Below are 20,471 nucleotides of genomic sequence, written 5' to 3'. Positions count from 1 at the left end.
TATTGTGTAGATGAAACAAAGATAAAATCCCCATTAAATTCTCTCTATGGAAATTATAAGGTTTCTGCCAAAAATTTTCAATATTTTCTGAAAACATTGTTGAATTGTGATATATTCGTATACTAACTATGAAATTTTTACAAATATATTAAAAAAATTACATAATATAACTAAATATTGAAAATATATTGAATTTTTAATAATATAGAGTATGTAATACATATTTTATATTAGGGGAGGCAATAAGGGATGAACAAGAAACCATTTAAAGTGTTATCATCAATTGCTTTGACAGCTGTTCTAGGCTTGTCGTTTGGTGCTGGAAGCCAGTCTGTATATGCTGAAACGCCGGAGAACAAGACAGCTACAAGCCCAGTTGATGATCACTTAATCCCAGAAGAGAGATTAGCAAATGCGCTAAAAGAACGTGGGGTAATTGATTCGTCGGCTTCAGAGACAGAAACAAAGAAAGCTGTCGAAAAGTATGTAGAGAAGAAAAAGGGTGAAAATCCTGGAAAAGAAGCGACAAATGGGGACCAACTTACGAAAGATGCATCTGACTTTTTAAAGAAAGTGAAAGATGCGAAAGCAGAAACGAAAGAAAAATCAGAGCAACCAGCAAACGGGACTGCAGCAGGAACAGGTCCAGTTAAAGGGGGCTTAAATGGTAAAGTACCAACTTCACCAGCAAAACAAAAAGGATATAACGGTGAAGTTCGTAAAGACAAAGTACTCGTTTTACTTGTAGAGTATGCTGATTTCAAACATAACAATATTGATAAAGAGCCTGGCTATATGTATTCGAACGATTTTAATAAAGAGCATTATGAAAAAATGTTATTCGGTAACGAGCCGTTTACGTTAGATGATGGAAGTAAAATTGAAACGTTTAAACAATATTATGAAGAGCAATCAGGTGGTAGTTACACAGTGGACGGAACAGTTACAAAATGGTTAACAGTTCCAGGTAAAGCTGCTGATTACGGTGCAGATGCTGGTACAGGTCATGATAATAAAGGACCAAAAGGACCACGTGATCTAGTAAAAGATGCATTAAAAGCTGCTGTAGATAGCGGACTTGATTTATCACAGTTTGATCAGTTCGATCAATATGATGTAAATGGTGATGGGAATCAAAATCAACCGGACGGTTTAATCGATCACTTAATGATTATTCATGCGGGTGTTGGACAAGAAGCTGGCGGTGGTAAATTAGGTGATGATGCAATTTGGTCACATCGCTGGACAGTTGGACCAAAACCATTCGCAATTGAAGGTACAAAAGCGAAAGTTCCATATTGGGGCGGAAATATGGCAGCATTCGACTACACAATTGAACCAGAAGATGGCGCGGTTGGTGTATTCGCACATGAATATGGCCATGATTTAGGTCTTCCAGATGAGTATGATACACAATATAGCGGTCAGGGTGAACCGGTTGAAGCTTGGTCTATTATGAGTGGCGGAAGCTGGGCTGGTAAAATCGCAGGAACAACGCCAACGAGTTTATCACCACAAAATAAAGAGTTTTTCCAAAAAACAATCGGTGGTAACTGGGCGAACATCGTAGAAGTAGATTACGAGAAATTAAATAAAGGTATCGGTCTTGCAACATACTTAGACCAAAGTGTTACGAAGTCAGATCGTCCAGGTTTGATTCGTGTTAACTTACCAGATAAAGATGTAAAAGGAATTCAGCCTGCATTTGGTAAACAGTATTACTACAGCACAAAAGGTGATGACCTTCATACAACGATGGAAACGCCACTATTCGATTTAACGAAAGCAACGACTGCAAAATTCGATTATAAGTCATTGTATGAAATCGAAGCAGAGTACGATTTCCTTGAAGTACACGCTGTAACAGAAGATGGACAAAAAACGTTGATTGAAAGAATTGGTGAGAAAGCAAATAGTGGAAATGCAGCTACGACAAATGGAAAATGGGTTGATAAATCATATGATTTAAGTCAATTCAAAGGTAAGAAAGTGAAACTAGTATTTGAATATATTACAGACGGTGGATTGGCGTTAAATGGATTTACACTTGATAATGCGTCACTAACTGTAGATGGAAATGTTGCATTCTCTGATGATGCAGAAGGTACACCAAAATTCAAATTGGACGGTTTCGTTGCATCTAACGGAATGGATAAGAAAAAGCATAACTACTATGTAGAGTGGAGAAACTATGCGGGTTCAGATAACGCATTGAAATTTGCTCGCGGTCCAGTATATAACACTGGTATGGTTGTATGGTATGCGGATTCAGCTTACACAGATAACTGGGTTGGCGTACATCCAGGACATGGTTTCCTTGGTGTAGTTGACTCTCATCCAGAAGCAATTGCAGGAACTTTAAATGGCAAACCAACATTTAAAAGCAGTACGCGATTCCAAATTGCTGATTCAGCGTTCTCATTCGACAAAACGCCAGCTTGGAAAGTGGTATCTCCAACGCGTGGAACATTCGTATACGATGGATTACCAGGAGTACCGAAGTTTGATGACTCTAAAAAGTATATTAATGAGCAAATTCCAGATGCAGGACGTATTTTACCGAAGCTTGGTCTGAAGTTTGAAGTAGTAGGACAAGCTGATGATAACTCTGCAGGTGCTGTTCGTTTATATCGTTAATACAGTAAAACTACCGGGAGATTTTCTTTCGGTAGTTTTTTTGTGAGCAATGAATTTTATATAAAGGGAAAAGTTATATATAATGTAACTTTAAGAATAGAAATTTGTTACATATGAAGTCTATATAAATAATGAAAGAATTAGATAAAAATAGTGGGAGAAGGTGAGTGCATGAGTATTTCCTCTATTGTAAATAAACAAAAGGAATATTTTTACAAAGGACATACGAGAAGTGTAGAGACGAGAAAGAATAATTTGAAGAAGCTTTATGAAGGGATTCAGCGTTTTGAGGATGAGATTTTTCAAGCGTTGAAATTAGATTTGAATAAATCAGTTCACGAATCATTTACAACAGAAATTGGATATGTACTAAAAGAGATTTCTTTTCAAATGAAGCATATTTCATCTTGGAGTAAACCAAAGCGTGTTCGCACAGCTCTTACTCATTTTGGATCGAAGGGGAAAGTAGTGCCAGAACCGTATGGTGTGACGCTTATTATCGCACCGTGGAACTATCCGTTTCAATTAGCAATTGCCCCACTCGTAGGAGCATTGGCAGCCGGAAATACAGTCGTTTTAAAGCCGTCAGAGTTAACGCCAAACGTTTCAAAAGTGCTTACGAGAATGCTAGAAGAATTATTCCCAGAAGAGCTTGTATCGGTAGTAGAAGGCGGTGCTGAGGAAAGCACTGCACTTTTAAAGGAACCGTTTGACTATATTTTCTTTACAGGTAGTGTTGGTGTTGGAAAAGTTGTGATGGAAGCAGCGGCGAAAAAATTAACGCCTCTTACGTTAGAGCTTGGCGGGAAAAGCCCATGTATTGTACATAAAGATGCAAAGCTAGATGTAACCGCAAGACGTATCGTTTGGGGCAAGTTTTTGAATGCTGGGCAGACGTGTGTAGCGCCTGATTATATGTACGTTCATTCTTCAGTGAAAGAGCAGTTAATCGAGGCATTACGACATGAAATCGCAGAGCAATATGGAAAAGATGCTTTGCAAAATGACAATTATGTGCGAATTGTGAGTGAGCGTCATTTTGAACGTCTATGTACATTTTTGCAAGACGGTAAACCTGTGATTGGCGGGAATTATACGAAAGAAACATTACACATAGAGCCTACAGTGTTAACGAATGTTACATGGCAAAGTGCTGTTATGGAAGATGAAATTTTTGGACCTATTTTACCAATTATAGAATACGACAAAATAGAAGAGGTAATTGAAACGATTCAGCACCATCCAAAGCCGTTAGCACTATATGTATTTTCTGAAGATAGAAAAGTGCAAGAGAAAGTGACGAGTAATATTTCATATGGCGGAGGATGTATAAATGATGTCGTATATCATCTTGCAACGCCATATTTACCTTTTGGGGGCGTTGGAAGTAGTGGGTTAGGCAGCTATCACGGTGAACAAAGTTTTCGGACTTTTTCACATTATAAAAGCATTTTGTCCCAATCTACAGCATTTGACATGAAAATTCGTTACTCTTCTACAAAAAGTGCTTTAAAATTCATACGAAAGTTGTTAAAATGATGATGGTGTTTATCAGTAGGCGTAGCCGTATGATAAAAACCCCTTCGCAACTGAAGGGGTTTTTCTGTTCGACATATGTATCATGCGAAAATGAATCAAACATACTACATAAAGAATAGAAGAGAACGCTGCTAAACAACCATTTTTGTTTGGATCGAAACAAAAAATAGTCTATAGAACATAAATATTTATTCATGAATATAAAAATTAAAATTTAAGGTAGATAGGACGGGAAAATGAAAAAGATTATTAAAGTTGAAGCAGTAGAAAAACATTTTGGAAATCAAGTGATTATCCCCCCTCTTTCTTTAGATATTAAAGAAGGAGAATTTTTAACAATTTTAGGACCGAGTGGTTGCGGGAAAACGACTTTACTTCGTATGATCGCAGGATTTGAAACGCCAACTAAAGGGAATCTTTTATTAGATGATGAAAAGATTAACGATTTGCCGCCATACAAGCGTCATATGAATTTAGTGTTCCAACATTACGCACTATTCCCACATATGAATGTTGAAAAAAATATTTGTTTCGGTATGAAAATGCAAAAAGTATCAGCAACAGAACAGAAAGAACGTGCGGAAGAGGCAATGCGTTTAACGCAGTTACTTGAGTTCCGTAATCGTAAACCGTCGAAGCTTTCTGGTGGACAGCAACAGCGTGTAGCAATTGCAAGAGCAATTGTAAACAACCCACGTGTATTACTATTAGATGAGCCACTTGGAGCGCTTGACTTTAAGTTAAGAAAAGATTTGCAACGTGAATTGAAAAACTTACAACGTAATTTAGGAATTACGTTCATATATGTAACGCACGATCAAGAAGAAGCAATGAGTATGAGTGATCGTATTGTCGTTATGAATAAAGGGCATATCGAACAAGTCGGCACGCCTAAAGAAATTTACAATCAACCGAAAACATTGTTTGTTGCAACGTTCATCGGTGAAAATAATATCGTGAAAAATGGGGAAAACTACGTAGCAGTTCGCCCTGAAAATGTAAAAGTTCGCTCGGTTGAAGAGCCAATTTTAAAAGAATACCACCTTGGGCATATTGAAGATATTGAATTTGTTGGAAATATGGAAAAGCTATATGTACGTGAGGAGAAAACATCGGAATTACTAATGGCATATCAAACTGCTGAAGAAGCAACGCAGTGGAGCATTGGAGATAATGTATATGTAGGCTGGGAGCAAGAGGACGAGGTGACCTTAAATTGAAGAAAGGGAAATTACTCGCATTACCTACAGTCGTATGGCTGTTACTCTTCTTCCTAATACCACTTCTGTTCGTATTAGCATTTGCCTTCATGCAGCGCGGAGCATACGGGACAGTGGAAATGAAATTTACATTAGATAACATAGCGCGTGTGTTTGATCCATTATATATGGGGACGTTATGGGAAACAGTGAAGATAGCTGTTATTACTACAGTGCTATGTTTATTAATCGGTTATCCGTTTGCCTATACAATTACAATTGTTGATCGTAAATATCGTTCTATCCTTTTATTATTGGCAACGATCCCGTTCTGGATTAACTTCCTTGTTCGTTCATACGCATGGATTGTTATTTTACGTTCACAAGGTCTTGTAAACACATTGCTATTGAAACTAGGTATTATTAGTGAACCTTTAAATCTGTTATACAATACACCTTCTGTAATACTCGGAATGGTATATTCTTTATTACCATTTATGATTTTACCAGTGTATGCAGCAATTGAGCAGCTTGATAAGCGTAAGCTAGAGGCAGCTTATGATTTAGGTGCAACACCAGTAAAGGCATTTTGGAATGTAACAGTACCGATGACGATGTCAGGGATTACTACTGGTTCTATTTTAGTATTCGTTTCCTCTATCGGAATGTTTGTTGTATCAGACGTTATGGGTGGATCGAAAGTAGCATTAATCGGAAACGTAATTCAAAACCAATTCTTAGGTTCACGTGACTGGCCGTTTGGCTCCGCGTTATCTATGATTGTTGTTCTATTCTCTGTTCTGTTAATTTACTTATATTATCGTGCAACGAAAGTATATAAATATGATGGAAACGGAGGGGAATAGGCAAAAATGAAGAAGTTTTTAGTTTCTTATTCTTGGTTAATCTTATTGTTTTTGTATTTTCCAATGATGGTTTTAATGGTATATTCCTTCAACGATTCTCGCATTAATGCGGAATGGGAGGGCTTTACACTCCATTGGTATACAGATTTATTTCAAAAACAAGATGTTATTGATGCGTTTGTAAATAGTATTACGATTGCTCTTATAACGACAATTGTGACGACAGTTCTTGGTGTGATTTTTGCTATTGCATTACACCGTTACAAATATCGTTTTGAAGGGGCCATTAACGGTCTTGTATATTTACCAATTTTAATTCCTGATATTTTAATGGGATTATCTTTACTTATCCTATTTAGTCAATTAGGTATGGAACTTGGAAAAACAACAATTATTATTGCACACATTACATTCAGTATTTCATTTGTTGTTGTTATTTTAGCGGCACGTCTTTCTGGTATGGGACGTGATTTAGAAGAGGCTGCAAACGATTTAGGAGCAACGCCGTGGCAAACGTTTCGTTATGTAACGTTTCCAGCAATTGCACCAGGAGTTATTTCAGCCGCATTATTAACATTCACATTATCGATTGATGATTTTGTAATTAGTTTCTTCGTATCAGGACCAGGATCAACAACATTGCCATTATACATTTATAGTATGGTTAAGCGCGGAGTATCACCTGAAATTAATGCTCTTTCTACAATATTAATTGTTGTAATTGTAGGATTAATGGTGCTATCGGAAATTTTCCGTAATAAAGGTGCAGACGGTGAAGAGAACTCTGGAGGACACCTTCCTTTATAATACGAATGATATAGAAAGAACGAGGAGGTAATAAACCGATGAAATTAGTGAAGAGATTAGCTGGTATAGCAATTAGCTTCGGCCTTGTTGCAGGTGTACTTGCGGGCTGTGGTGAGAAGAAAGAAGAATTGAATATTTATAGCTGGGCTGACAACTTTGATGAGCAAGTTTTAAAAGATTTTGAAAAGAAATATAACGTGAAAATTAACTATGATAAATATGCAAGTAATGAAGAAATGCTTGCGAAATTACAAGCTGGTGGCGCGACATATGATTTAATTCAGCCATCTGATTACATGGTGAAAACGATGGCGAAGATGGACTTGTTAGCGCCTTTAGATAAGAAGAACATCCCGAACATCGAGAACCTTGTGTCTAACTTTAAAACACCTGCATTTGATCCAGAGAATAAGTATTCTCTAGTATATACTTGGGGTGTAACAGGCATTGCATACAATAAAAAGTATGTGAAAGAAACACCTACAAGCTGGAATGATTTATGGAACGAGAAATATAAAGGACATGTTACTTTATTAAACGATTCTCGTGAAGTATTAGGAATGGGACTTAAGAAAAATGGTTTCTCTAATAGCACGAAAGAGGATGCACAGTTAAAGACAGCGTCTAATGATTTACAGAAGCTGCTTCCAAACTTATTAGCATTTGATACAGATAATATTAAACAAAAATTCATTACAGAAGATGCGTGGATCGGGACTGTATGGTCTGGAGACGCAGCATTTATTGCGAAAGATAACAAAGATGTAGGATACGTTGTACCAAAAGAAGGAGGCACAATTTGGGCTGACACGTTAGCGATTCCAAAAGGTGCGAAACATAAAGAACTTGCAGAGAAGTTTATGAACTACTTATTAGATGAAAAAGTAAGTGTGAAAAACTACGAGTCAATTGGTTACAGTAATCCAAATGAAAAAGCTCATCCTCTTCATAGTAAAGAATATCGTGATAATCACATGATCTTCTTAACAAAAGAAGAATTAGATCGTACAGAGTGGCTTGTTGATGTAGACGATAAGTTAAAAGACTACGATCGCTACTGGACAGAGCTGAAAACAAAAGGTAAATAAGTAAGAAAATGCGGTTTCTAAAGTAGAAATCGCATTTTTTCATAGTAGGAGGAAATCGATTGAAGAAAAAGTTACATCGATATGAGTTCATGTGTATGATTTTATTACTTGCTTTATTCGGCATTATCGCTTGGAGAGTACAAGCAAGCGGAGTTACAGCAGTGGATACATATGTCCGAGAGATGGTAAAAGGATTACAAACAGAAAGCTCAATTACATTCTTCACATATTTTACAAAGTTAGGATCTGCAATTGGAGTTATAACGACACTAATTATAAGCTTGTTCGTTTTTTGGAAAAAGCGTTATTATGCTGCTATGATTGTGTACCCAATGGCTATATTAACGACACACCTTGTTAATAAGGGAATAAAAGAAATTGCAAAAAGAGACCGCCCATCATTAAATGAGGCACTTGACGCACTTGGGTATAGCTTCCCAAGTGGACATGCAATGCTATCTATCATAACATTCGGTTTTCTTGCCTATATCATTGCTGCGAATTTGAAAAGTATAGCTGGAAAATGTGGTATTACGATTTCAATGGGCATATTAATTATATTGATTGGATTAAGTAGAGTCATTTTAAATGTACATTATCCAACCGATATTTTAGCAGGTTACTGCGCAGGTGGCATTTTGTTAATTATAGCAATTTATTGTCATCGTTTACTTACCGAGAGATTGGGACTTAATAACGAGAGATAGAAAAACGTCTAGAAAAACTAGTATTATAGTTTTTCTAGACATTTTTTGTTTATGGAGAGATGTGATACAGTATAAATGATAAGTGAATTATATAAAGTAGGTGAAAATGTGTGAAGACAAATGTACATAAAATTGATAAGTGGGGGAAGTTAGGAACTTTTTTGTATCAATTTCGTTATACAGTAATTGTAGCATTACTACTACTTGCGATAGTGCTCGGTATTTTTGCACCAAAACTTCCAGGAGTATTGGGCGGTGATGGTTTTCAAACAGAAGGGGATTATCAAAAGACGAAAGAAATTTTAGATAAAGATTTTAAGCAGTCTCAAGATACACTTTTACTCGTTTTTGAGAAGGAAAAGGATACTTCGCATGAGGATTTCCAAAAGCGTATAGAGGGGATAATAAATCAAATTCAAGAGAAGGAAACATACGAATCTTTCCATCATCCAATGCAAAATAAAGAGATGTTACAAGATGATATCGGTTATGCGACGATTTTATTTTCCGGGAAAACAAATAAAGAACGAATGGAAAAGACATTACAATTCGCCGAAAAAATCGAGAAGGAAAGTAATAGCGTATTAAAAGTAACACCGACAGGATATCCGAAAATTAATCAAGAGATTAATGAAAGAACGCAAAATGATTTAAAAGTAGCAGAGATGATTGGATTACCTATTGCTTTTCTCGTACTATTATTCTCATTTGGTAGTCTGATTGCGTCTATTTTACCGATTGTAAATGGTGCGCTTAGTGTTATTAGTACGATGGGGATTTTATATTTTATAGGTAGTGATAAAGAGCTATCTATTTTCGTGTTAAATGTTGCGCCGATGATTGGGCTCGCATTATCAATTGATTTCGCACTGTTATTTGTAAATCGTTTCCGAGAGGAAGTTGCGAAGAGAACAGTGAAAGAAGCGATAGCGATTACGTATCAAACGGCAGGACGCGCTATCGTATTTTCAGGGTTATGTGTATTCGTCGGTTTATCAGGCTTATTTTTCTTTAAGATAGATTATATTCAGTCTGTTGCTATTAGCGGGATGATTGTCGTTATTATGAGTATTTTGTTTTCGCTCACACTTCTTCCAGCACTATTATCTTTAATTGGTAAAAGGATATTAAAAAAGAATCAGGCGGCGCCTACGCCATCAAAGGTCTGGCGTAAATTTGCACAGTTTGTAATGAAACATCCAATCGTCATGATTATTGTTGTTATAACATTTATTGTTATTTGTTTATTACCGCTACGTACAGCTAACTTGCAGTTTCCTGGTGTTGAAGCGTTACCTGAAAAGAGTGATACGAGAATTGCATTTGAGAAGTATGAAGAAGCCTTTAATAAGACTGTCAAAACACACGCTGATGTTACTTTAGTAGTAGAGACGAAGGATGATATAACAGAAAAAGAAAGCTTACAAAAGGTAGAAGATGTCGTTCAAAAGTTAAAAGATGACAAGCAAGTATATAAGGTGACAAGTATATATGACGGGCTAAATGGAATGAAAGCAGATCAAGTTGCGGGAATGTTACAATCACCAGAAGCGGCGAAAATAGCTCCTGTATTTGAAGCGTATACGAAAGGAAATAAAACAACAATGGAAGTCTTTTTGGATACGAAGCCAAGTACAGAAACTGCAAAACAATGGGTTCGTGATTTCAAAAAGAATTATAAAGAAAACGATGTTACTTATTATTTAGGCGGGATGACAACGTTCCAACAAGAGTTGGAAGATGAAATTAAAGATAAAGTTGCAATTGGTATGTCTGTTATATTTGGGTCAACCTTTGTTATTTTATTATTCGCATTCCGCTCGATACTCATTCCAATAAAGGCGATTATTATGAATGTATTTAGTTTAAGTGCAACAATTGGAATTGTTATTTGGTTATTTGAAGGTGGTCATTTCGGATTAGATGAGAGTTCAGTTTTATTTGTATTACCAATCTTTATTTTCGGCCTCGTATTTGGGCTTAGCATGGATTATGAAGTATTTCTTATTTCACGAATCCATGAGTTATATGAGGAAACTGGAGATAACGATCAAGCAACGCTAGAAGGGCTTGTCTCGACAAGCCGCATCATTACATCCGCTGCTTTAATTATGATTGTTGTTACCGGTGCGTTCGCTTTTACTGATATTTTGCCAGTAAAGCAGATGGGTATTGGAGTCGCATTAGCGATATTTCTTGATGCAACAATTATTCGACTTATGCTTGTACCAAGTTTAATGAAATTGTTTGGAGATTGGAACTGGTGGTTACCATTTCGAAAGAAAAGAGAAAAATCATCGTAAAAAATGCTCATCTATAAGATGAGTATTTTTTTATGAATAGCGAGGCCTATATTTTGCAAATAGTATGTGATAAGAACAATACATACAAGTAGGTGAAGGCAATGTTTCGTTATTTTAAGTTTAAGCTAAATGATACAGTACAGTTTGCAGAAAAAGATGGGCATTTGTATCGCATTGTCGGTTATCGGTTAGAAAAAGGGTTTTATCCAAAAGATGAATGGACTCATATCATATATGAGTTACTTAGAGACTTTGACGGGTATACGATGGATGCGGAAGAAGAGGAACTTGTAAAAGTCATTCAAGTAGAGGATGAGTATTATAAAATACAAGAAGTATCGGGATATCGTTATCCAGTAAAAATGAAGCAAAAGCAGCAAGTTATGAAAGGAGAGAAAATAGACGACTTATTAGATACGTACAACGACTATAAACGATTGGCGGATTTCTTTAAAGATTTATTGTATGAACAAAAAGCTGAAGAAGTGTTGCAGGAGATGAAAAGGCTTAGAGCGTGAGGGGACAGTCGATTATAAGACTGTCCTCTATTTTTGACGGTGCATCAAAGTATGTTTTCCGTTACAATGAGAGAATCAATAGAAATAAGGTGATTATAGTATGGAAACAAAGAAAAAGGGCGAATGGTGTGAACTTACGGTTCCAGCAACGTGGAATGGTATAAGTATTGAGTCGTTGTTAAAAGTAGAATGGGAAGTACCAAAAAAGTTATTACATCAGCTTCGTATGGAAAAAGGTGTTACGGTTAACGGAGAACAGAGGAGATGGAATGAACTTTTAAAAGAAGGAGATAAGTTACAAGTTCATATGTTTATGGAGGAGGAGTACGGCGTAGAGCCGGAATATGGTGAATTAAATGTAGTGTTTGAAGACGATCACGTACTCATTGTAAATAAGCCTGAGCAAATGGATACACATTCTTCTGAAAAAAATGGGACGGGAACACTTGCCAATCTTGTTGCTTTTCATTTTCAAATGCAAGGTTTAGAGACGAAGGTTCGTCATATCCATAGGTTAGATAAAGATACGACAGGTGGTGTTGTATTCGCAAAACATAGAATTGCGGGTGCAATTATGGATCGTTTATTAATGGAACGGAAAATTAAAAGAACGTATACGGCACTTGTTGAAGGAAGAGTAAAAAAGAAGCAGGGGACAATTGACGCGGCCATCGGAAGAGATCGACATCATGCTACAAGGCGCCGTGTTTCTCCAAAGGGAGACCAAGCTATAACGTATTATAAAGTAGAGAAATATTTTAAAAAACAAAATACGACGCTCGTAACGTTACAGTTAGAAACCGGTAGAACGCATCAAATTCGCGTTCATATGAGCTATAATGGAAATCCATTAGTTGGGGATGTATTATATGGTGGGCAAACAAAATATATGTCCGGGCAAGCGTTACATGCGATGAAGATTAATTTTTTGCATCCGATTACGAAAGAAGAGATCGTGGTTGACGTACCTTTCCCTACAAATTTAAACGACACAATGAAAAAATTTGAAAGAGAAAATGGGTAAAGTGTAAGCTTAAAGTTGAAAAAGGTAGATTTTTGCAGGGATTTCTCTAAAAGAGGCGAAGCCGTTAAGAGAAAAGAGAGGTGAGAATTACTTGATCAAATATAAATATATGCTAGGGATATTTTTCGCTTGTCTTTTACTTACTCTATGTATTTATCCATATTTACCAACTCGTATGGCAGTGCATTGGAACGAGAATGGTGGAGCGAACGAGTTTATGAGTAAACAAGTTGTCGTATTATGTATTCCTGTCCTTATTACTATTTTACATGGATTAATATATATTATTTCACATAATGTATATAAGTTTAATGAAGGAGAGCATTTCATTATAAGTGGATTTATAAAGAGTATTACTTTATTTATGATGTTTGTCCATATACTAATTCTCTTTATTAATTTGGGAAGTATTATATCCTTTCAGACAGGACTAACGATTGGAATTAGTATGTTTCTTTTTATTTTTAGTAAAGTGTTTAAAAAGGTGAAGGATAGAGAGAAAGAACCGATCAAATTACAAAAGATCCGTTTAGTTAGTAGGCGAATCTTTCAAGTGATGGCATGCAGCGTATTATTTTCATTGCTTTTGAGCCTGAAGTGGGGATTTTATTTGTTAATTAGTGTAATAAGCTGCGGGTCTATTTTGTTTATGTTCTACATTTTATACGCATACATATTAGAAAGCTATGAAACATAAAAAAGAGTCTTCTCATCATGAGAAGACTCTTTTAATCTATTTACTTCGTAATAAATTGTTGTGTCCAGTAGTTGCCGCTTTCTACATAACCAACACCGATATGAGTGAAGCCGCTATTTAAAATGTTTGCACGGTGTCCAGCACTGTTCATCCAAGCTTGTACAACTTCTTCTGGTGTACGTTGGCCTTGTGCGATGTTTTCACCTGCAGATGTATAAGAAATACCAAATTTCTTCATCATGTCGAACGGAGACCCGTATGTAGGGCTGTTATGATCAAAGTAGTTATTCTTTTGCATATCTTCAGATTTAGCGCGTGCAACTTTGCTTAATTCAGTATCAATTTGTAATGCTGGTAAGCCTTGTTTTGTACGCTCAGCGTTTGTTAATTCAACAACGCGTTGTTCGAATTCGCTTAAAGATTTTGCTTCTTCAGCAGGCTTTTGCTCAGCAGGTTTTTGTGTTTCATTTTGAGTATTGTTGTTTTCAACTGGTTTTTGAGCTTCTGGTTTAGCAACTTCTTCAGCAGGCTTTTGTTCCGCTGGTTTTTGAGTTTCCTCAGCAGGCTTTTGAGCTTCTGGCTTAGCTGTTGGTTGTTCAGTTACAACATTTTCAGTAGGCTGTTGACCAGGAATGAAGCAATCTTGTTGGAATTGACCTTGATTCCATTGTGCTAATGACTCAACTCCCATAGATTGTAAGAATGCTTGTAATTCTTGTTGGCTCATTTGTTGCATCATTACTTTTGAATGCTGAATATTTTGAACCTTTATGTTAGATGGTTGTACTGTTGCAGCTTGTGCATCTAAAGATGATACTCCTAAAGTAAGAGCTGTTGCAGCAGCTACAGATAATAAAACACGCTTTTTCATGATGTGTGTCCCCCTATATAAAGTTTTAATTTGTTTTCACACGATTTGTTTTTGACAGCCTGTCTGACTGACAAATCCATCGTAGCATACAATTTACAAGAAAAAAGATGGAAAAAAATTCATAGACTTTGAAATTACCTAATTTATCCTAAGAGAAGAAAAGGGAAGAAATAAGAGAAACATAGAGTATAAAAGGAATTTTTAGCATTTTTATACTTGGTTTTAAGAGAGTGTTTTTGGATAGATTTACCTAAATGGAAAATAAAGAATCCTATTGTATCAATGGTTTAAACATTTTTTTGAGGAATATACTGGATTGATTTTTACAAAACTGTAATGTTTCTGTTGTTCTTTTTTATAATAAAGTAACATATTTTTAATGTTGTAGCAGACAAAAAAGCGGCTATCTCTTTACATAGACGAAGGAGATAGCCGTTTTCCTATTATTACGTATGTTACGAGTTATTACGAGTTGGTTTCAATTGCTTCTAATAATAAATCTACAATGTGAATTCCTCTCATTTTATGAGAAAGATCTTCTCGTTCAATACCTAGTTTCATTTGTAATAGACAACCTGGATTTGCAGTAACAATTGTCGCCGCGTCTGTTTCATGCACACGGTCCATTTTATAATCTAGAAATTCCATTGATAACTCTGAGTGAACAATATTGTAAATACCAGCAGAACCACAGCAACGGTCCGCATCTTTCATTTCGCGATATGTTGCACCTTGGATGGCTTCTAGTAACATACGAGGTGCAGAAGATGTTCGCATAACATTGCGTAAATGACAAGAGTCTTGATACGTAATGATTTGCGGCGTGAGTCGTAAGTCAGTACGTTTATGGAAATCTAGTTCTACTAGTATAGCAGTAATATCTTTAATTTTAGAAACAAATTGCTTTGCGCGCTCAGCCCATTCTGGATCATCCTTTAAAAGGTAATCATAGTCTACGAGGTAAGCTCCGCAACCACCTGCATTCGTAATAATATAATCGATGTTTAAATCTTCGAATGCTTTTATATTTCGTTTTGCTAATTCTTTTGCTCCACTCTTTTCACCAGCATGCCCATGTAATGCCCCGCAGCAACTTTGTGTTTTCGGAATAACGATATCACAACCAGCTAACTGAAGAAGTTTCATCGTTGCGTTATTTGTTTCTAAAAACATCGTATCCATTAAACAACCTGTGAAGAATGCAACTTGTTTCTTCTTTGCCACCTCAGCAGGTAAAAATTCAGGACGATCTTTCATTGCTTTCATTTTAGGGACTTTTGGCAAAACGAGATCTATCGTTGCAAGTGTTTCAGGGAATAACTTCATAATACCAGTTTTATGTGTTAGCGTTTGTAAACCAGAACGCTGGTAAAATCCGATTAGCCCTGTTAATGTTCTCATTCGGTTTTGATGCGGGAATAGTCCTTCAAAAACGACTTTACGAACAGCTCTCACGGGCACTGAGAATTTTTTATTTTGATTAATAATATCACGAGCTTCTTCTAATAAATGTCCATAATTCACACCAGACGGACAAACAGGTTCACAAGCACGGCAGCCTAGGCAAACATTTAATGTATTTTCAACATCTTCATCTGGCTCAATTAAACCATCAGCGACGGCTTTCATTAATGCGATACGCCCGCGCGGCGAATGTGATTCTTTATATCCAGATTGAATGTAAGTAGGACAAGTCGGTAAACAAAAACCGCATCGCATACAATTTAATAGTTCATCTTCACTTAATCGTTCTTTAAATTCCTTTTGAATGTTTTCTTTATTTAATGTGGTCATCGCTCAACCACCACTCTTTTACGAGAGTCTTTCGCGAACATCTTTCCAGGATTCATAATGTTGTTTGGATCGAAGGCTTGTTTAATCCCTTGCATAGCAGCGATACCTTCTTTACCTAATTTCATTTCTAAATACGGAGCTTTCATCGCGCCAACACCATGTTCACCAGTAATCGTACCACCAAGCTCAATCGCTTTTGCAAATATTTCAGCAAAAGCTTGTTCAGCACGGTGCATTTCTTCTTCATTACGGGCATCTGTCATACAAGTTGGGTGCAAATTACCATCACCAGCATGACCAAAAGTACAAATAGGAATATTATATTTCTTTGCAATTGCATTAATTGCTTCAACCATTGGAGCGATTTGTGAACGTGGTACAGTTGCATCCTCTAATATTGTTGTCGGTTTTAGTCTTGCAAGTGCTGATAGTGCACTACGGCGTGCTGTACGAAGCGCATCTGCTTCGGCTTCATCTTTTGCAACGCGAACATCGACCGCATTCATAGCACGGCAAACGTTAGCCATTTTTTCGATATCTCGATTGACAACCTCGGGCGGGCCGTCTTGTTCAATTAATAAAATTGCTTTAACGTCAGTTGGTAAACCGATTTGTGCAAACTCTTCTACAACTTCAATTGTTGGTTGGTCTAAAAACTCAAGTGTCGCTGGAATAATTTTATTTGCAATAATAGCAGAAACAGCTCGAGCAGCTTCGTTAATATCTTCATATAGCGCAAGCATCGTTTTCTTCGTTTCAGGCATAGGGACAAGTTTTAATATAGCTTCCGTAACAACACCAAGTGTTCCTTCAGAACCAATAAATAAACGAGTTAAATCATAACCAGCTACATCTTTTGCTAATTTACCGCCAGTGCGAATGATATCGCCGTTCGGTAAGACAATTTCAAGCCCCATTACATAATCACGTGTTACGCCATATTTTAAACCCCGTAATCCGCCGGAGTTTTCATTAATGTTACCGCCGATTGTAGAAATTTTCATAGAGCTTGGATCTGGTGGATAAAATAAACCTTTTTCTTCTACTGCTTTAATAATATCAAGTGTAATAACACCAGCTTGTACAGTAATTGTTAAATTCTCTTCGTCAATTTCTAAAATATTGTTCATATGGCGGAAAATAAGGACGATACCACCTTCAAGTGGACACGTACCAGCGCAAAGATTTGTTCCAGACCCGCGAACATATACCGGGATTTTATGAGTGTTACACACTTTTAACACGTCGGCTACTTCATTTGTATTACGAGGAGCAATGACTGCATCAGGCATCGCTTGGAAGTTTGGAGTGGCATCATAACTATAAGTTAAACGCCCCATATTGGATGTATCTATATTATCTTCGCCAACAATAGATACGAATGAATCAATAATTTGCTTTTCTAACATTGGAAATCCCCCTCAAACTGTTAACGTATTTAGTAATAATAAAAAACGTTGTAACAGTGCTTTCATTATAATGATAAAAAAGTAGGGGGATTCTTTCTATATACAATCATCTAAAGATTAATCTATTTTATCGTTATTTTTTGTATGATTATCTAATAAGAGGAGTGCGAAGTATAAAACATTTAAATCTTTGAATTGTTTCGGGTCAAGTCCTGTATGTTCTTCAATCTTTTTTAGTCTGTAATGCAGTGTGTTAATGTGTATATGTAATTGCTCAGCTGTTTGCTTATAAGATTGGTTATAATCGATAAATAAACGTAGAGTGTGCATAAGCTCAGGAGATGATACTAAGTTTTCAATAGTACGCTCTAGAAACTGTTCCCGGGTTTCAGTAGAAATATCTTGTAAGCACATTTCTAAACGTAAATCTTCATTAAATACAATTTTTTTCGTTTCAAGTGATACTGAAAGGGCGCGTAGTGCTTGTTCGTACGATAAGTTCATATTGCTTGGCGTAACTGTTTGTCCAATCCCGATATATAAAGTAATAGAAAATAAAGTTTCACAGTCTTGTTTTAAACGTTTTAAAAATTGAAAGGTTTGCTCTTTGGAGTGCATTGTTGTAAACAAAATAAACCGATCATTTCCCCAGCGAACAAATAAATTTTCTTTTGCTAAAATGTTGCGCAGATGTTGCCAAATTTTACGCTGGAGCATCGTATTATCTTGGGCGATTGATAATAAAATAAGTTGTTTCTTCTTACATAAATCAATGCCAAGCGTTTTTGCACGATCGAGAAAACTTGGAGACCAGTCTGTATTTTGAAGCCAATCAAAGACAAATGCTTCATAAGAACGGTGCTCAAGTTCTAGTTGTTCTAAAAAGTAGTTTTCATGAATTAATAATTCGGTCATCTTACGTAATATTTCTCCGTATTGTGAAATGTTTTCAGGTTCTCCTGTAATTCCAATCACGCCGATTACTTCGTCATGGAATAGTAAAGGAAGATTCATCCCAGCTTTTACACCTTGCAGTCGTCGTTCATCATCTTTTGTAATAATGACAGTATTCTTTTGTTTCGCACAGCGGAGTGCCCCTTCATGAAATTGACCGATTCTTTCCGCATCTGTACTTGCGATAATAATGCCTTGTATATTAATAATAATAATGTTTTCAGTAATTAATCTGCGTACTTCACGTACAATTTTATTCGCTAAATCAGGAAAAAGCATAATTTGCACACCTCAAATTCTATTTGTTGTACATTATATATGTAAGTTTATTAATAAAGGAAGATTTCACATTTTCCACACATTTATTTGTTACTTTACAATTATAACGAAATCATCCGAAGATGGAGGGAATCTTTTGAGAAAGTATGTTTTTCTTCTCTGTTTTTTATTTCTATTAGTAGGGTGTCAAGGAAGTTCGTATACACCGATTGCTAAAGATAAAAGTGTTATTATAACAACGAATATAAAGGAAGGTAGTATTAGTTTTATTGATAAAAAAACAAAGAAGCTATTAACAACATGGGAATTAAATGAGCCGATTGCGGGGGTTACGCTACTTCCAAATGGCGAGGAAATACTCGTTTATGGTAAGCAATTAGAATATATGTATGTATATTCACTAGCAGAAGGAAGACAAGTGGACAAATATAAGACTGGAAAAGGAATTGCTAATGTTATCGCATCAGATAATGGAAAACAATTATTTGCTGCCGATCAAAATGAACAAAAGGTAAGGTTCTTTACGATAAAAGGAAAAGAGACAGGGAGTGTTTCAACAGGAAAAGGGCCGATAACGATGGTAGAGCATCATAACCGGTTATCTGTACTCAACTTTTATGATACGAAACTAACGACCATTGATACAAAGAAAAAAGAAGTGATACAGTCCTTTATGATTCCGCCAGCATCAACAGGAGCGACGGTTAGCGCTGATGGGAAAGAAATATGGATTGGTGGACATGGTGATGGAAGTCAAGTGAATGAGAAAGTATTAGTGTATTCTTTACAGAGCGGAGAGATGATACGTTCTTTACATGCTCCGTTTATGCCTGTGAATATAACAAAGGATGATAAGTATGTATATGCGCTAAGTCACGGTTCAAATACGCTTAGAAAGTTTGATGCAAGTACGTATCAAGAGGTAGGATTTGCAGAAGTAGGATCTAATCCATTTGCATTTTTGAAAAGCGGTGCAGAGGGATATGTAGCTAGTTATGATAGCGATGAAGTATGCGTAATGGATATGAAGAATATGAAAATAAAACAAACAATTAAAGTCGGTAAAGGACCGTTTCAACTCATAGAGAGAGAAGGGGAAGGGCAATGAGTAAATATAAAGTGCTAGTCGTAGATGACGAAAGTGATATGAGGCAACTTGTCGGAATGTACTTAGATAACTTCGGATACGAGTGGGGAGAAGCTGAAAATGGAAAAGAGGCACTTCGAAAATTAGAGACGGATCATTACGATTTCGTTGTACTAGACATTATGATGCCTGAGATGGATGGGCTTTCAGTTTGTAAAGAGATTCGAAAAACGTCGGATGTACCTATTATATTTTTAACAGCAAAAGGTGAAGAGTGGAATAGGGTGAACGGCTTACGTATGGGAGCAGATGATTATATTGTAAAGCCATTTAGTCCTGGGGAACTAATTGCTCGTATGGAAGCTGTTTTAAGACGATATACAAAGCAAGAACAGCAAGAAGAGATTCAATTTGGACCGATTCTTATTAATGAAAAAAGTAGGAGGGTCGAGACGAATGGTGAGACGATTCCTCTTACGGTAAAAGAGTTCGATTTACTATATTTTCTTTGCCAACATAATGGACAAGTATTTAGCCGGGAACAATTGCTTGAAAAGGTGTGGGGATATGATTATGCAGGAAGTACAAGAACGGTAGATACGCATGTGAAAACGATGCGTCTAAAGCTAGGAGAAAGTGGAAACTACATTCAAACCGTTTGGGGTGTAGGTTATAAATTTGAGGTGTAACGT

Annotated in this window: 17 protein-coding genes; 13 read left to right on the top strand and 4 right to left on the bottom strand. The window is 36.3% G+C overall.

Features of this window, described 5'->3' with window-relative positions:
• Window positions 1-249 precede the first annotated feature (249 nt).
• From inhA1 to JTF23_RS16380, 11 genes are all read left to right on the top strand, one after another.
• Window positions 250-2,637, top strand: a complete 2,388-nt coding sequence (gene inhA1, locus JTF23_RS16430) for a M6 family metalloprotease immune inhibitor InhA1 (RefSeq protein WP_204209182.1) — start codon at window positions 250-252, stop codon at window positions 2,635-2,637.
• A gap of 171 nt (window positions 2,638-2,808) precedes the next feature.
• Window positions 2,809-4,176, top strand: a complete 1,368-nt coding sequence (locus JTF23_RS16425; protein WP_204209181.1) for an aldehyde dehydrogenase — start codon at window positions 2,809-2,811, stop codon at window positions 4,174-4,176.
• A gap of 236 nt (window positions 4,177-4,412) precedes the next feature.
• A complete protein-coding gene (potA, locus tag JTF23_RS16420) occupies window positions 4,413-5,396 on the top strand; it encodes a spermidine/putrescine ABC transporter ATP-binding protein PotA (RefSeq protein WP_002011479.1) in 984 nt (327 codons plus the stop codon).
• A complete protein-coding gene (potB, locus tag JTF23_RS16415) occupies window positions 5,393-6,241 on the top strand; it encodes a spermidine/putrescine ABC transporter permease PotB (RefSeq protein WP_002126118.1) in 849 nt (282 codons plus the stop codon). The genes potA and potB overlap by 4 nt, the downstream gene beginning before the upstream one ends.
• Window positions 6,242-6,247: 6 nt before the next feature.
• Complete coding sequence (gene potC / locus JTF23_RS16410) at window positions 6,248-7,048, top strand: spermidine/putrescine ABC transporter permease PotC (protein WP_002149696.1); 801 nt, start codon at window positions 6,248-6,250, stop codon at window positions 7,046-7,048.
• A gap of 38 nt (window positions 7,049-7,086) precedes the next feature.
• Entirely contained in the window at window positions 7,087-8,136 is a 1,050-nt protein-coding gene (gene potD / locus JTF23_RS16405) for a polyamine ABC transporter substrate-binding protein (protein WP_204209180.1), read from the top strand.
• A gap of 59 nt (window positions 8,137-8,195) precedes the next feature.
• Window positions 8,196-8,843 carry a phosphatase PAP2 family protein gene (locus tag JTF23_RS16400; protein ID WP_204209179.1) on the top strand — a complete coding sequence of 216 codons (648 nt, stop codon included), beginning with the start codon at window positions 8,196-8,198 and terminating at the stop codon, window positions 8,841-8,843.
• A gap of 110 nt (window positions 8,844-8,953) precedes the next feature.
• The gene (locus tag JTF23_RS16395) at window positions 8,954-11,146 is read left to right on the top strand and encodes an MMPL family transporter (RefSeq protein WP_204209178.1); all 2,193 of its coding nucleotides are present in this window, start codon (window positions 8,954-8,956) and stop codon (window positions 11,144-11,146) included.
• A gap of 101 nt (window positions 11,147-11,247) precedes the next feature.
• Window positions 11,248-11,664 carry a hypothetical protein gene (locus tag JTF23_RS16390; protein WP_002158768.1) on the top strand — a complete coding sequence of 139 codons (417 nt, stop codon included), beginning with the start codon at window positions 11,248-11,250 and terminating at the stop codon, window positions 11,662-11,664.
• A gap of 100 nt (window positions 11,665-11,764) precedes the next feature.
• The gene (locus JTF23_RS16385; RefSeq protein WP_204209177.1) at window positions 11,765-12,688 is read left to right on the top strand and encodes an RluA family pseudouridine synthase; all 924 of its coding nucleotides are present in this window, start codon (window positions 11,765-11,767) and stop codon (window positions 12,686-12,688) included.
• A 91-nt stretch (window positions 12,689-12,779) separates the two neighbouring features.
• Window positions 12,780-13,385: a DUF1648 domain-containing protein gene (locus tag JTF23_RS16380; RefSeq protein WP_131229817.1), complete on the top strand. Its 606-nt coding sequence runs from the start codon at window positions 12,780-12,782 to the stop codon at window positions 13,383-13,385.
• A 40-nt stretch (window positions 13,386-13,425) separates the two neighbouring features.
• On the opposite strand, the gene JTF23_RS16375 is transcribed toward JTF23_RS16380, so the two are convergent.
• The 4 genes from JTF23_RS16375 to JTF23_RS16360 all read right to left on the bottom strand — a co-directional run bounded on the left by JTF23_RS16375 (window position 13,426) and on the right by JTF23_RS16360 (window position 18,692).
• Window positions 13,426-14,256, bottom strand: coding sequence for a CAP domain-containing protein (locus JTF23_RS16375; protein WP_002158765.1), 831 nt, complete (start codon window positions 14,254-14,256; stop codon window positions 13,426-13,428).
• Between the two features lie 465 nt (window positions 14,257-14,721).
• Window positions 14,722-16,050, bottom strand: a complete 1,329-nt coding sequence (locus JTF23_RS16370; protein ID WP_204209176.1) for a (Fe-S)-binding protein — start codon at window positions 16,048-16,050, stop codon at window positions 14,722-14,724.
• On the bottom strand, window positions 16,047-17,459 hold the full coding sequence (gene glcD / locus JTF23_RS16365; protein ID WP_204209175.1) for a glycolate oxidase subunit GlcD: 1,413 nt from the start codon (window positions 17,457-17,459) through the stop codon (window positions 16,047-16,049). The genes JTF23_RS16370 and glcD overlap by 4 nt, the downstream gene beginning before the upstream one ends.
• 117 nt (window positions 17,460-17,576) lie before the next feature.
• Window positions 17,577-18,692: a CdaR family transcriptional regulator gene (locus tag JTF23_RS16360; RefSeq protein WP_204209174.1), complete on the bottom strand. Its 1,116-nt coding sequence runs from the start codon at window positions 18,690-18,692 to the stop codon at window positions 17,577-17,579.
• Window positions 18,693-18,828: 136 nt separating this feature from the next.
• Between JTF23_RS16360 and JTF23_RS16355 the strand changes: the two genes are divergently transcribed.
• Together JTF23_RS16355 and JTF23_RS16350 are read left to right on the top strand one after the other, a co-directional pair.
• Window positions 18,829-19,800: a YncE family protein gene (locus JTF23_RS16355; RefSeq protein ID WP_204209173.1), complete on the top strand. Its 972-nt coding sequence runs from the start codon at window positions 18,829-18,831 to the stop codon at window positions 19,798-19,800.
• Window positions 19,797-20,468, top strand: a complete 672-nt coding sequence (locus JTF23_RS16350; RefSeq protein ID WP_002158760.1) for a response regulator transcription factor — start codon at window positions 19,797-19,799, stop codon at window positions 20,466-20,468. The genes JTF23_RS16355 and JTF23_RS16350 overlap by 4 nt, the downstream gene beginning before the upstream one ends.
• The last annotated feature ends 3 nt before the right edge of the window (window positions 20,469-20,471 follow it).

Origin of the sequence: Bacillus sp. RIT 809, assembly GCF_016892495.1 — a bacterium.
GTDB classification, from domain to species: domain Bacteria; phylum Bacillota; class Bacilli; order Bacillales; family Bacillaceae_G; genus Bacillus_A; species Bacillus_A cereus_U.
This window is presented reverse-complemented; position numbering and strand designations above follow the sequence as displayed.

Bases quoted from the DNA above. Each gene is read 5' to 3' on its own strand.
- JTF23_RS16360 (WP_204209174.1), bottom strand. From the start codon at position 18,692: ATGCTTTTTCCTGATTTAGCGAATAAAATTGTACGTGAAGTACGCAGA.
- JTF23_RS16375 (WP_002158765.1), bottom strand. From the start codon at position 14,256: ATGAAAAAGCGTGTTTTATTATCTGTAGCTGCTGCAACAGCTCTTACT.
- potA (WP_002011479.1), top strand. From the start codon at position 4,413: ATGAAAAAGATTATTAAAGTTGAAGCAGTAGAAAAACATTTTGGAAAT.
- JTF23_RS16350 (WP_002158760.1), top strand. From the start codon at position 19,797: ATGAGTAAATATAAAGTGCTAGTCGTAGATGACGAAAGTGATATGAGG.
- potD (WP_204209180.1), top strand. From the start codon at position 7,087: ATGAAATTAGTGAAGAGATTAGCTGGTATAGCAATTAGCTTCGGCCTT.
- glcD (WP_204209175.1), bottom strand. From the start codon at position 17,459: ATGTTAGAAAAGCAAATTATTGATTCATTCGTATCTATTGTTGGCGAA.
- JTF23_RS16370 (WP_204209176.1), bottom strand. From the start codon at position 16,050: ATGACCACATTAAATAAAGAAAACATTCAAAAGGAATTTAAAGAACGA.
- JTF23_RS16390 (WP_002158768.1), top strand. From the start codon at position 11,248: ATGTTTCGTTATTTTAAGTTTAAGCTAAATGATACAGTACAGTTTGCA.
- inhA1 (WP_204209182.1), top strand. From the start codon at position 250: ATGAACAAGAAACCATTTAAAGTGTTATCATCAATTGCTTTGACAGCT.
- JTF23_RS16385 (WP_204209177.1), top strand. From the start codon at position 11,765: ATGGAAACAAAGAAAAAGGGCGAATGGTGTGAACTTACGGTTCCAGCA.
- JTF23_RS16425 (WP_204209181.1), top strand. From the start codon at position 2,809: ATGAGTATTTCCTCTATTGTAAATAAACAAAAGGAATATTTTTACAAA.
- potC (WP_002149696.1), top strand. From the start codon at position 6,248: ATGAAGAAGTTTTTAGTTTCTTATTCTTGGTTAATCTTATTGTTTTTG.